The sequence below is a fragment of the Rhodococcus sp. BH4 genome (assembly GCF_002079265.1).
In the GTDB taxonomy this organism is placed as follows: domain Bacteria; phylum Actinomycetota; class Actinomycetes; order Mycobacteriales; family Mycobacteriaceae; genus Rhodococcus_F; species Rhodococcus_F qingshengii.
Map to the genome: position 1 here is coordinate 4,760,976 of NZ_CP014941.1, position 12,518 is coordinate 4,773,493.

Below are 12,518 nucleotides of genomic sequence, written 5' to 3' on the forward strand. Positions count from 1 at the left end.
GACAAACTTTACACATGTAAGGCGAGGGGGTACGTTCTCATCACTAAACATTCGTAAGGTTACATTCGTAAGGACATGATGAATTCCCTCGAACCCACTGACCGGCGACGATGGGCAGCACTGGGCGCCCTCTGCACATCCCTCGTCGTAGTCACGACCGACAACACCATCCTCAACACCGCTATCCCGACCCTTGCCCGCGAACTGCGGGCGACCACCGTCGACCTGCAATGGATCACCAACGCATACACATTGGCGTTCGCCGCCTTGCTCATCACGGCAGGTGGACTCGGCGCGAGATTCGGTCACCGTCGGATACTTCTGACCGGCCTCACCTTGTTCGCCCTCGGGTCAGCCTTCGCTGCCCTCTCTCACACGTCGTTGCAGCTGATCGGATGGAGAACAGTGATGGGGGCAGCCGCCGCACTGGTCATGCCGGCGACGCTGTCACTTGTCGTCTCGATGTTCGCCCCGCACGAGAGAGGCCGGGCGATAGGAATCTGGTCTGCAACCGCCGGACTGGGAATCGCGATCGGCCCCGTGGCCGGTGGCGTACTTCTCGAACATTTCAGTTGGGGAAGCGCCTTCTGGATAAACGTCCCACTGGTCGCCGGTGTGATCGCCGCGACGGTTTTTCTTGTACCCCCGGCAAGAGGGATCACGAAGGGTTCGTTCGACATCCCCGGACTCCTGCTGTCCGCCGGCGGACTGGCTTTGATCGTGGATGCCCTCACCCAGGCAAGCCTTCGCGGATGGTCGTCGCCCGTCACGGTGCTGGAGATCGTCAGCGCAACAGCACTTCTCGCCGGATTCGTCTGGTGGGAGCTGCGGGCCTCGGCGCCGATGACCGACGTGCGCATCTTCACCAGTCGAGTGTTCAGCATCTCCAATGCCATCTTGGCCGCAACGTTCTTCGCCCTTTTCGGAGTTCTCTTCACGTACACGCAATACCTCCAATTAGTTCGTGGTTACGGTCCATTGGTCGCCGGCGACGGTGCAGTTCCGTTTGCGATAGTGATGGCGGCTGTCGCCTCCAGCAGCGATCGTATGGTCGGCCGATTCGGCGTGCGCAGTTCGATCGCGAGCGGTCTCGCAGTCATGTCCGCGGGACTGTTGGTCCTGTCGATCGCAGCAGATAGGTACGCACCGTTCGGAATCCTGGCTGCGATCATGGCACTGGTCGGCGCGGGGATGGGGTTGGTCATGGCTCCGGCCACAACCACGTCGATGGCTTCGGTTGCGCCCCAGCAGGCTTCGATGGCCAGTTCGATCAACAGCGTCGTGCGAGAGTTGGGTGGAGTTCTGGGCGTCGCCGTCATCGGGACGGTCGTAGCCACCGATTTCCGGTCCCGCTTCGAACCCGGAGTCGACACTTCCACAGCCGATCCGGCGCAGATCCATGCCGGCGCTCCCCCCGCGAGTGCCTTGACCGACGCAGCGAACCAGGCTTACACCTCGGCGATGAGTACCGGAATCCAAATCTGTGCCGCAGTCGCGTTCGTCGGTGCGTTGGCCGTCATTGCACTGTTTCCCGCACCACGTCGCCCGGTTTCTTGTCCTCCCGCAGACCCCGCCAACTCGGATGACGAAGGCGTCCGGTCGCCGTCCAATCCATGAACCGCACCTCACCGACGAGTTCCGGTTTCACCCACACTGCTCCCTTGCGGTCGTCGGCGGGCAGTTCCTCCCCGAACGGACTTTCCTTCTGACGCAGCGGTTCCAGTGTCGCAAGTAAAGACTCCAAGTCGCGATCACTGAAGCCTGTACCGACGCGCCCCACGTAGGTCAATCCATCCTCACCCGGAATTCCCATGAGCAGCGCCCCGATCCCCTGTGCTCGATTGCCCTGCCCAGTGCGCCACCCTCCGATCACCACCTCTTGAGTGCGCCAGTTCTTCACCTTGATCCAACTCGACCCACGCCGCCCCGGAAGGTAGACCGATGCACGACGTTTGGCGACAATCCCTTCCCATCCGGCATCGGTACTCACCTCCAACGCGTTCTCCGCCGTGCCCTCGATCTGTGGAGGTACCTCGAGCTCACCGACCTTGCCCGCCAACGCATTCAACACGGTGCGCCGGTCCGAGTAGGATTTCCGCAGCAAAGACACTCCGTCGAGGTACAGAAGATCGAAGGCCAGGAACACCGGCTCCCCACCTCGCTGGAGAAGACCGAAATCGGTGACCCCCGCGTCGTTGTACGCCACCACTTCCCCGTCGAGAACCACGTCATGACTGTCCAGCACCTCGGCCAACCCGGCAAGGGCGGGATAGTCCCCGGTCTTGTCGTTACCCGCGCGACTGCGAAGTGACATTGTGCCCGAATGATATTCGAGAATCACTCGAATCCCGTCCCACTTACCTTCGAAAGCCCACTCCTGCGAGTCGAGACCTTCGAGCGTTCCAGCGGTGGCAAGCATCGGCTCGAGATTCTTGGGAAACTCCGTTCCGAAACTCGCGTTCTGATCCTTCATCAGATGCATCAACCACTGGTCACCCTTCGTCCGGATCAGCGCGAAGCGTCCCTGCACCCGTTTCCCACTGAGGCGCACGATCACCTCGTCTTCACGCCACTTCTCGGTCTCGTACGTCCCGGAATCCCAGATCGTCATCGAACCGCCGCCGTACTCCCCCTTCGGAATCGTGCCCGAGAACGTGGCGTACTCGAGCGGGTGATCCTCGGTGTGCACGGCCAACCGATTCTCTCCGGCACTGGTCGGTACGCCCTTCGGAACAGCCCAGGACACGAGCACACCATCCCGCTCCAGCCGAACGTCGTAATGCAATCGTCTGGCGTGATGTTCCTGAATCACAAAGGTATTGCCCGCTGTCTCCTTGGTCACCGCAGCAGGGATCGGCTCCGGCGTCCGGTCGGCCGACCGCTTGTTGCGATAGTGCGTCAACGTGTCGGCTACAGCCGCCGAGACCGGCGGATCCAGATCGCCCAGCAGATCACCATCGGATTCGACGCGCTCCAGAACCTCGTCGAACAACAGATGCCGTAGTTTCGGATCGTCGAGTTCGTCCCAACTGCGCGGCGCGGCAACATAGGGTTGATCGCGACCACGCATCGAGTACGGCGCAATGGTTGTCTTGGCTGCGTTGTTCTGACTCCAGTCCACGAAAATCTTGCCTGCCCGCACATTTCGAGCCATCGTCGCGGTGACGAGATCCGGGTGAAGCTTCTCGAGTCCGGTGGCGATCTGCTTGGCGACAGTCGACGCACCGCTGCCGTCCAAGGCTCGATCCAGTGGAACGTAGAGGTGAATTCCCTTGCTACCACTGGTTACCGGATAGGCAGTCCACCCCAGAGTTGCGACCAGATCTCGAATCGACCTCGCCACCTCGGCGCACTCGGTCAATCCGACGCCTTCGCCCGGGTCGAGATCGAATACCAGTCGTGTCGCCGGACCACGCTCGGAACCGTCGAATCGCCATTGGGGAACGTGCAATTCGAGTGCGGCCTGCTGCCCCAGCCACGCCAGGGATGCAACGGAATCGAAGACCGGGTAAGTGACGACACGATCAGAATGTTGCAGCGACGCACGCGTGAGCCACTGCGGGGCAGACGACGCAAGGTTCTTCTCGAAGAAGGACTGACCGTCCACGCCATTGGGCCAACGCTTACGAGTGCCCGGTCTACCGACGACATGCGGAAGCATGACTGCGGCGATACGGGTGTAGTAGTCGATGACTTCGGCCTTCGTGGTGCCGCTCTCGGGGTAGAGGATCTTGCCCAGATTGGTCACGGACACCGTTGTGCCGTCGAGCGTGATCTGACCCCGATCCGTCGTTGCCATTTCCTCATTGTGCTGGATAGTGCTGCATCTGGCAGTAGAAATCTGGTGGATCGGAAACCTGCCGCTGCGCCAGTCCACGGGCAAGACTGGATTCTCGATGGGAGAGGAGACCACGATGACAGTTCGCAGTTCCGTGGAGCCGTTGGTGGACAACAACTGGCGGATGTTCGCCACCTGTAAGACGGTGGACCCCGCGGTGTTCTATTCGCCGGGTGAAGAACGCGGACGCAATCGGGCTGCACGGGAAAATTCCGCCAAGCAGGTGTGCTTCCGCTGCCCGGTCATTCGGGACTGTCTGACGTTTGCACTCGACACGGCTGAACCACACGGAGTATGGGGTGGGACGACACCGTCGGAGCGCCTTGCACTACGACGCTCAGCTGCGTGAACTCCGCTCACACGAGACCCCCGTCACGTTCGTACCGGACAAACAGGCAAGATGGCCTTGTGCCTATGACACGACGCGCTGTTGCCGTGACCGCCATCTTCGCTTCCTCGATCTTGTTGGGCTCGTGTTCGTCGCAGCCGGAGGCACCTGCGGCAGCGGACACCACGACCACGGTTCCCGAGGCATTCACCAAACTGCCCTCGACTACCGCCGTGGACAAGTGCGGACCCCAGAGCGGGACCACCCTCGAAGACGGTGTCTTGACCATCGCCACCGATTCGCCGGCGTACGCGCCGTGGTTCGTCGACAACACTCCGTCCAACGGCAAGGGCTTCGAGGGGGCGGTGGCCCGGGCCGTCGTCGACAAGCTCGGGTACAACGCCGACCAGGTTCGCTTCACCACGGTCGCCTTCAACGACGCACTGAAACCAGGCCCCAAGGATTTCGACTTCGACGTCAATCAGTTCACGGTTTCCGGGGATCGCCGTGAGAACGTCGACTTCAGCTCGCCGTATTACGCAGTGGCGCAGTCGGTGATCGCCTCGCGCGGGAGCAAAGCCGCTGAGGCAAAGAATCTTGCGGATCTTGCCGGCTACCGTTTGGGCGCTCAGACCGGTTCCACCAGCCTCGCGGCGATCACGGACACGATTGTTCCGACCACTGCGCCACGCGAGTTCGCGACCACGGACGATGCGAAAGCTGCGCTGGCCGCGGGCGAGATCGACGCACTGGTCGTCGACATCCCGACCGGATTTCACATCACCGAGAACGAACTGCCCGGGTCGGTCATCGTGGGTCAGTTTCCGCGACCCAACGCGGTCACCGAATTCTTCGGGTTCGTGCTCGAGAAGAACAGTCCTCTGACGGCGTGCGTCTCTGCCGCCGTGGATGCGCTCTACGCCGACGGCACCCTCGAGAGACTCGCAACCGAATGGATCACGGACAGCGCCGACGCGCCAGTCCTCGAGTAGTTCAGCCGGCGCGCCCACTGATCGCGCCGACGAAGACCTTCGGGATGTCTGCCGGTGTCGGAGCGAAGTGGCTGTTGCCGCCGGTGAGAGCCGAAATCTGCTCGAGCACATCGGTATCGGCGTCATCGGTGACACCGATGGTGATGATCGGTACCGGCCGCGTCGGGTCCTGCTCGCGAGTCAGGGTGTCGAGAAGTTCCTGCAGCGAGATACTCGACGGATCATCGTTCGCACCGTCGGTCAGCAGAATCACCGAATTGATCGAGGCCGGATCGTAGGTCTGTTGCATGGACCGATACGCGGCGAGAACGCTGTCGTACAAACCTGTTCCGCCGCCGACGATCGAAGAGAGGTCGTCGATCCGAGACAGCAGTTTGCTCCGATGATCCGTGTCGCCTTCAGTTGCATCCATACGGGCGACAGGTTCGAGTTCGCGGTAGTCCGTCCCGTCACCGAGGTCTACGGAGAACGCCCAGAGACCCAATTGTGCGTTGGCGGGAAACATTCGGATCGCGATGTCACCGGCCTGCGCCGTCGCGGCCATTCGAGTGACCCCGTCCTGCATGTAGTCCATGGACCCCGAGACGTCGACAACTGCCAGCGCGCGGGAAGGCCTGGACAGAATCTCGTACCGCGCAAGCGCTTTGGTGACCACAGACGGATCGGACGGCACCAGCGAGCCAACACTTCCCACTCCACCGGCGACCGGTGGGGCCTGATCCGCGCCGCGGAACCCGAGGCCGGCAAGTACGGAGCGCCCGGTGTCCGATGTCAGCGCTGCCACCAGCAGTTTGCCGGCGTCGACCGCCGACGAGTCTGCACCCACACTTGCCATCGGGTAGTCCATGAAGACCGAACCGGACGACGGTACCGACGCGGTGAGTCGACTGTCCGCATGTGCGGCGAGATAAGCCTCGAAGGTCTGCTCGGTCGTCACCGCGGTCCCGCCGTCCGCGTCCACGGTTTGGATGCGTCCGGTCGAACCGGTTTCCTTCAGATTTCCGTACTGCGCTTGCGCCACCGGGACCAGGGCTGCCGAAATGGACGTGAGGTCACCGCCCCGCGACTGGGCCTCGGCAAAGGCTGCCACGATCGGTGCGCTGGAGACGGCACTGGTGAGGGGATCGCCGATGTGCAGTGCTGGAGCGCCGAGGACATCCGTCCAAGCGGCGGGTGCCTCGCTACCCGGCGCCGAGACAGTGACAACAGGGGTGGACGCGACCGAGTTGCTGATCCGGCGAATCTCCTGCCCGCTAGCCGAAACCTTGTCCAACCATTCGCTCGAATCAGGGATCCACAGTGCGGGTGCCGAACCGTCGGCGATCGCCGCGACGGTGAGCACGGGATCTTGCGGCGTCACGCTGAGCGAGCTGCACCCGAGTTCCGTAGCGGGGATGGCAGCGGCGACAGCTTCGAGTCCCGAGGCGATCGACGGATCGGCGGCCACGGTCACGGTTTCCGGGTTCTCACAGCTGGTTGCCGTCGCAGCTGTGACAGCACTCGCACCGAGTTCTCCCTTGTCGCTGACGCTTTTGAACGTCACGGCGAATGCTGCGGTTCCACCGACTGCGACTACTGCCAAGAGTCCGATCAGAACCTGCACGGATCGAGGCATGGACGCAGGTGGTGCGCCGTACCCATGACGAGACGACATTGATCGAATCCTTTCCGGCGGGACCCGCATCAATAACCAACCGATGCCCGGTTTATCCCGCCGAAAAGAATCCTAACTCACGTTAGCGGTGAAGTAGCTCGATGTGGAAATCTCCACAACTTAGGTGTAGATCTGGACAAACTGGGCCAGCGACTTCTCCACATCGCCTTTGAGCGCCCGCGCCACACTCGAACCGATCGGGCCGAACAACGGCGCGCCGCCCAACTCGACTGTCAGCGCGAGTTCCGACCCGTCGCCCTTTGCCTTGACGTCGAGTTCGAGACCGAGCTTGACCCCGCCCTTGCCGTCTCCCTTGAGCGAGATCGCCTTCGGGACGTCGTACTTCTTGATGGTCCACCGAACGCGGTTGCGCAGGCCCTTCACAGTCACGACCGAGCTGATCTCGGTGCCGACACCCAGTTGTTCGGGAAGTTCACTGCGCCATCCGTCGTGAACCACGAGCCAGTTTTCGTATCCACTGAGATCGGACGCCTTGTCCCACACTTCCTGAGGAGGAAGCGGAACGTCGATTTTCACTGTGAGCTTTGCCATGGCAGAACAATAAGCCCCGTGCGCCTTTTCCGTAACCAGAGGTACCAGAAAGACGCACGGGGCTTTGCCCCTCTTAGTGGCTGACAGCCTTTTCGACGCCGACGCCGGTGAGGGAGCGAACTTCCATCTCCGCCTGCTTTGCCGGATCTTCGATCTTGTTACGTCCGATGTACGTACCGACGATGCCGAGGACGAATGCCAGCGGAATCGAGACGATGCCGGGGTTCGAGAGCGGGAACCAGGCGAAGTCGGAGTTCGGGAACATCGACGACGGCTTACCCGACACCGCCGGGGAGAACACGATCAGCGTCAAGCAGCTGATCAAACCGCCGTAGATGCTGAAGAGCGCACCGGTGGTGTTGAACTTCTTCCAGAACAACGAGTAGAGCAGGGTGGGCAGGTTCGCCGAGGCCGCCACTGCGAAGGCGAGAGCCACCAGGAAGGCGATGTTCTGCCCCATCGCCATGATGCCGAGAACGATGGAGACGAGTCCGATGACCACGACGGTGATTCGAGAAACTCGAACCTGCTGCTCCTCGGTTGCGTTGCCGCGCTTGATGACACTGGCGTAGATGTCGTGAGCGAACGACGCCGAAGCAGTGATCGCGAGACCGGCAACGACGGCGAGGATGGTCGCGAACGCCACCGCGGAGATGATGCCGAGGAAGATGGTGCCACCGAGCTCGAAGGCGAGAAGCGGAGCGGCCGCGTTCTCCTTACCAGGCGCTGCCAAGATCTTGTCCGGTCCGACCATGCTGGCCGCGCCGTAGCCGAGAACCAGTGTGAACAGATAGAAGGCACCGATCAGCGCGATCGCCCAGGTCACCGAGCGGCGAGCTTCCTTGGCAGTGGGCACCGTGTAGAAGCGCATCAGCACGTGCGGCAGGCCCGCCGTGCCGAGCACCAAAGCGATTCCGAGAGAGATGAAGTCGAGCTTCGTCATTCCGGAAAGACCGTACTTGGCACCGGGCCCGAGGATGTCGCGTCCCTGCACACCCTTGGTGGTGGAACTGTTGACCATGTCCTGCGCATTGGCGAGCAACTGAGAGAAGTTGCCGCGCACTGCCCACAGAACGAGTACGAACATGATTCCGGCTCCGGCAACCAGCAGAACTGCCTTGACCATCTGTACGTAGGTGGTGCCCTTCATGCCGCCGACCAAGACGTACACGATCATCAGCACACCCACGATCGCGACGACGATCGACTGTCCCACCTTGCCGTCGATGTTGAGCAGCAGCGCGACAAGTCCACCGGCGCCGGCCATCTGGGCAAGAAGATAGAAGAGGGAAACGGCCAGAGTGGACAGGGCCGCCGCCATGCGCACCGGACGCTGCTTGAGTCGGAAGCTCAGCACGTCGGCCATCGTGAATCTGCCCGTGTTCCTGAGCAATTCGGCGACCAGGAGCAGTGCAACCAACCAGGCGACAAGGAAGCCGATGGAGTACAGGAAGCCGTCGTAGCCGTACACGGCGATCGCACCTGCGATACCGAGGAACGATGCCGCCGAGAGGTAGTCACCGGCGATGGCGAACCCGTTCTGCGGGCCGGTGAACTGCCCACCACCGGTGTAGAAGTCGGACGCCTTCTTGGTGGTCCGGCTGGCGCGGATCACCAGCGTCATGGTCACGACGACAAACGCGAGGAAGATCGCGATGTTGAAGGCTGGGTTTCCTACGTCCGTTCCGGACGCGGCGAGTGTGGTGATCACTGTGCGGGACCTTCCAGTTCTTCACGGATGGCGGCGGAGCGGGGATCGAGCTCACGACCGGCGAACTTCACGTACCACGCGGTGATGGCGAAGGTCGTGACGAATTGCCCGAGGCCGAGGATGATGCCGAGATTGATGTTGCCGAGGACCTTGGTGGCCATGAAGTCGTGGGCATAGGTAGCCAGGACGACGTACACCGCATACCAGAGCAGGAAGAATGCAGTGATGGGGAAAACGAACTTGCGCAGACGCGTTCGGAGTTCCTGGAATTCGGGACTCGCTTGCATGTCTATGAATGCCTGGGCATCCGGGGTGCGTCGCTCTTGCGGCGACCCCTCACTGATTTCTGCTGTGGACACTGCCGGCTCCTCGCCTCGCGTGTGAAGTGAACTACGCACAGACGTTAGTGAGATCGGAGTCACATGAAGACGCTGTGGCGCCAGTCACACGGTGAGCAGTCGCGCGCTGCGCCGAACGGTCAGGCAGGCGCGACCAACGGCAGAGGGTTCGGGCGGTGAAAGTCAGGGTTGGCGGAGATCGTCTTCGCGATCGGAGCCCATTCCGAGACGTTCCGGGGCGTGCATCCGCGTGAAGATTCGCGCAATATCTGCCGGTATCTGCTTCGACGACACCTTGCTCACGACGATCATCGTGAGGAACGCCAGCGGCACGCTCACCGCGGCCGGGAACGCGAAAATGGCTGCCGGCCAGCCACCGAGGACGTCCTCCGACAAACCACCCAGGACGGCGACAGTAGCGGCAGTGCCCGCAACACATCCACCGACAACCATCCCCGCCCCCGCGCCGACGGCAGTCAGACCGCGCCACCAGATACCCAATACGAGCAGTGGGCAGAGCGTCGACGCAGCGACTGCGAACACCAAACCGACGGTTCTCGAGAGGTCGACCGACACCACCGCCAGCGACAGCACGAGAGGAACGACCCCGGCCAGTAGCGCTGCAATACGGAAGTCTCGAACTCGACCACGGAGAACATCGGTACTGACGACGCCGGCGATGCTGACGAGCAATCCGGACGACGTCGACAGGAAAGCGGCGATGGCACCGGACGCCACGAGGGCTGCCAGCAGTTGTCCGCCCCACCCCGAGAACACCGAGCCCGGCAACAGCAGCACCGCCGCGTCAGAGGTGCCGGTGATCAGAAGTTGCGGGACGTACAGTCGAGCGAAAACACCGAGGAGTGTCGGAAACAGGTAGAACACGCTGACCAGACCGACAACGGCGAGCGACGTCAGACGGGCTGCCCGGCCGTCGGGGTTGGTGTAGAACCGGACGAGAACATGAGGAAGGCCGAGCGTTCCGAGGAAGGTCGCGAGCATCAGCGAGTACACCTGGTACATCGGGTGCGGCCCACCGAAACCCCAACCCGGGGTGATCCAGTCAGAGTTCTGCGCGGGCGCTCCGGCGACGACAGGGACAGCGGCTCCCGCGTCGAGGACCATGGACATGCCTTCACCGAGAGTGTGCTCCCCCGGCCCCAGGGTCATCGTGCCTTCGACCGCTCGCCCGTCGACTGTGCCGCCGCTGACCGTCACCGGCTCGGACACCTGGACGACGACGTCGGTGGTGATGTCGACGGTCGTCGCAGTGGTGACCGTCGGCGGCATCGACGCGCCGACGTCGTGGTGATCGCCGAAGAAGTAGAAGGTCAGTGCCACAGCGGGAATCGCGACGGCAGTCAGTTTCAGCCAGTACTGGAAGGCCTGAACGAAGGTGATCGAGCGCATCCCGCCGCCGACGACGTTGGCGATGACGATGACCCCGACCGCTACGCCGCCGATCCAACTGGGAACCCCGAGCAAGATATTGAGCGTCAGTCCCGCGCCTTGGAACTGTGGAATCAAATACAGGATGCACACCATCGCGACCACGAGCATCGCGAGCTTGCGCAATCGCGGTGAGCCGAGACGGAACTCGGCGAAATCGGGGACGGTATACGCACCGGAACGCCGAAGCGGCGCTGCGACGAACAGCAGCAGGGCGAGGTATCCGGCGGTGAAGCCGATGGGATACCAGAGTGCGTCGGCGCCGTACTTGGCGACCAGCCCCGCAACACCGAGAAACGAAGCAGCAGAGAGGTACTCGCCGGAGATGGCCGTCGCATTCCACCGCGCACTGACGGTTCTGGACGCGACGAGAAAGTCCGAGGTGGTACGAGCGAGCCGAACGCCGTAGATTCCGATAGCCACCGTCGCGACAGCTGCTGCCACGATGCCGAGCACCGTCACCACCGGGATAGGTTGTCCTCCCACAGTGCCGCGCTCAGTCGTCCACGATGTCGTTGAAGTCCTGCTCGTTTCGCTCCGCACGACGCACGAACACCCAACCGGTCGTCAACAGCAAGGGATACACGGCGCCGCCCATCACGAGCCAGGGCAACCGGATGCCAAGGACCGCGACCTCCGACAGCGTCGGGAAGAGATGCGTCAGCAGCGGCACCGCACACAGGAGCCCGGCTGCCACGACGGCAAGGCGAATCGCCAGTCCCAACTGCGCGCGAACGAGACCGCGGATCATGGCGTCACCGACTTCGGTCTGTTCCTGCACCTCCACCCGTGTTCGCACGATCCGTGCGCCACTACGTTGCGCCAACACAACGCGCTCACGCTGCGGAGGGTCGGACTGCGACGTCACCGCGACAACCAACTCTGCTTGGGCGCACGAACCAGTCGATCCTTGAGTTCACGGGTGTGTCTGCGACTGACCGGAAGCTCGACGGGAGGTTTGTCACCGTGCGGGCGCAGACAGACCACCAATCCACTGCCTACTGTTCGGATGCCGGTGACCAGCGCCAGAGATACCAGGTAGGAGCGGTGCACACGCAAGAAGCCCGCGTCGGCCCAGCGTGATTCGAGCGTCGAGATCGGGATGCGCACCAGGTGCGACTTTCCAGCGGTGTGCAAACGCGCGTAGTCCCCGTCGGCTTCCACCCACTCCACCGAGGAACGCTGAACGAGCGTCGTGACACCGCCCAGTTCCACCGGGATCACCTCGTCCGTGGGCGCAGCTTCGGGTTTGCTCTCACTCTTGGTGCGCCCGGCGAGCCCCACGATCCGCTGAACGGCCTGAGCGAGACGCTCCTCCCGGAGCGGTTTGAGTAGGTAGTCGACGGCGCCGAGATCGAATGCGTCAACCGCTCGATCGTCGTGCGCTGTCACGAACACCACGGGCGGTGGCGTCGCGAAATTGGAGAGGATGCCGGCCAGTTCGAGACCGTCGAGTCCGGGCATGTTGATGTCGAGAAACACCGCGTCGATGCTTCCACCGCGCAGTATCCGCAACGCTGTCGTCGCATCCGATGCCGTGTGAACGTGCGCCACCGAGTCCTCGGCGCGCAGCAAGAAGGCCAGCTCGTCGAGGGCTGGTTTCTCGTCGTCGACGGCAAGGACGGTCAGCTGGGCATCAGTGTCAGTCTCGTTCAC

The 12,518-nt window shown here is 62.5% G+C and carries 11 protein-coding genes; 3 read left to right on the forward strand and 8 right to left on the reverse strand.

Features of this window, described 5'->3' with window-relative positions; genetic code table 11:
- The first annotated feature begins 75 nt into the window (after window positions 1-75).
- Complete coding sequence (locus A0W34_RS21810) at window positions 76-1,617, forward strand: MFS transporter (RefSeq protein WP_081558265.1); 1,542 nt, start codon at window positions 76-78, stop codon at window positions 1,615-1,617.
- On the opposite strand, the gene A0W34_RS21815 is transcribed toward A0W34_RS21810, so the two are convergent.
- Window positions 1,517-3,799, reverse strand: a complete 2,283-nt coding sequence (locus tag A0W34_RS21815; protein WP_081558266.1) for an ATP-dependent DNA ligase — start codon at window positions 3,797-3,799, stop codon at window positions 1,517-1,519. The two genes, A0W34_RS21810 and A0W34_RS21815, sit on opposite strands and share 101 nt — an antisense overlap.
- A gap of 115 nt (window positions 3,800-3,914) precedes the next feature.
- Here A0W34_RS21815 and A0W34_RS21820 point away from each other — a divergent pair, with 115 nt between their 5' ends.
- On the forward strand, window positions 3,915-4,187 hold the full coding sequence (locus tag A0W34_RS21820) for a WhiB family transcriptional regulator (protein ID WP_037128762.1): 273 nt from the start codon (window positions 3,915-3,917) through the stop codon (window positions 4,185-4,187).
- Between the two features lie 65 nt (window positions 4,188-4,252).
- Complete coding sequence (locus A0W34_RS21825; RefSeq protein ID WP_081558267.1) at window positions 4,253-5,158, forward strand: ABC transporter substrate-binding protein; 906 nt, start codon at window positions 4,253-4,255, stop codon at window positions 5,156-5,158.
- A gap of 1 nt (window position 5,159) precedes the next feature.
- Here the strand turns inward: A0W34_RS21825 and A0W34_RS21830 are convergent, their stop codons facing one another.
- The 7 genes from A0W34_RS21830 to A0W34_RS21860 form a co-directional block, all read right to left on the reverse strand.
- Window positions 5,160-6,812 carry a substrate-binding domain-containing protein gene (locus tag A0W34_RS21830; RefSeq protein WP_075834100.1) on the reverse strand — a complete coding sequence of 551 codons (1,653 nt, stop codon included), beginning with the start codon at window positions 6,810-6,812 and terminating at the stop codon, window positions 5,160-5,162.
- Between the two features lie 120 nt (window positions 6,813-6,932).
- Window positions 6,933-7,364 (reverse strand): type II toxin-antitoxin system Rv0910 family toxin, encoded by a 432-nt coding sequence (locus tag A0W34_RS21835; RefSeq protein WP_003939735.1) that lies wholly within the window; start codon window positions 7,362-7,364, stop codon window positions 6,933-6,935.
- Window positions 7,365-7,437: 73 nt separating this feature from the next.
- The gene (locus A0W34_RS21840; protein ID WP_007727752.1) at window positions 7,438-9,075 is read right to left on the reverse strand and encodes a solute symporter family protein; all 1,638 of its coding nucleotides are present in this window, start codon (window positions 9,073-9,075) and stop codon (window positions 7,438-7,440) included.
- A complete protein-coding gene (locus A0W34_RS21845) occupies window positions 9,072-9,434 on the reverse strand; it encodes a DUF485 domain-containing protein (protein WP_003939976.1) in 363 nt (120 codons plus the stop codon). Before A0W34_RS21845 ends, A0W34_RS21840 begins: the two co-directional genes overlap by 4 nt.
- A gap of 162 nt (window positions 9,435-9,596) precedes the next feature.
- Window positions 9,597-11,348, reverse strand: coding sequence for a sodium/solute symporter (locus A0W34_RS21850; RefSeq protein ID WP_081558268.1), 1,752 nt, complete (start codon window positions 11,346-11,348; stop codon window positions 9,597-9,599).
- 10 nt (window positions 11,349-11,358) lie between these two features.
- Window positions 11,359-11,730 carry a membrane protein gene (locus A0W34_RS21855; protein ID WP_003939880.1) on the reverse strand — a complete coding sequence of 124 codons (372 nt, stop codon included), beginning with the start codon at window positions 11,728-11,730 and terminating at the stop codon, window positions 11,359-11,361.
- Window positions 11,727-12,518, reverse strand: coding sequence for a LytR/AlgR family response regulator transcription factor (locus A0W34_RS21860; protein WP_003939723.1), 792 nt, complete (start codon window positions 12,516-12,518; stop codon window positions 11,727-11,729). Before A0W34_RS21860 ends, A0W34_RS21855 begins: the two co-directional genes overlap by 4 nt.

What these genes read in the sequence shown, in the direction of transcription:
- A0W34_RS21835 (WP_003939735.1), bottom strand. Translation starts at nt 7,364, where the DNA reads ATGGCAAAGCTCACAGTGAAAATCGACGTTCCGCTTCCTCCTCAGGAA.
- A0W34_RS21810 (WP_081558265.1), top strand. Translation starts at nt 76, where the DNA reads ATGATGAATTCCCTCGAACCCACTGACCGGCGACGATGGGCAGCACTG.
- A0W34_RS21815 (WP_081558266.1), bottom strand. Translation starts at nt 3,799, where the DNA reads ATGGCAACGACGGATCGGGGTCAGATCACGCTCGACGGCACAACGGTG.
- A0W34_RS21820 (WP_037128762.1), top strand. Translation starts at nt 3,915, where the DNA reads ATGACAGTTCGCAGTTCCGTGGAGCCGTTGGTGGACAACAACTGGCGG.
- A0W34_RS21825 (WP_081558267.1), top strand. Translation starts at nt 4,253, where the DNA reads ATGACACGACGCGCTGTTGCCGTGACCGCCATCTTCGCTTCCTCGATC.
- A0W34_RS21830 (WP_075834100.1), bottom strand. Translation starts at nt 6,812, where the DNA reads ATGTCGTCTCGTCATGGGTACGGCGCACCACCTGCGTCCATGCCTCGA.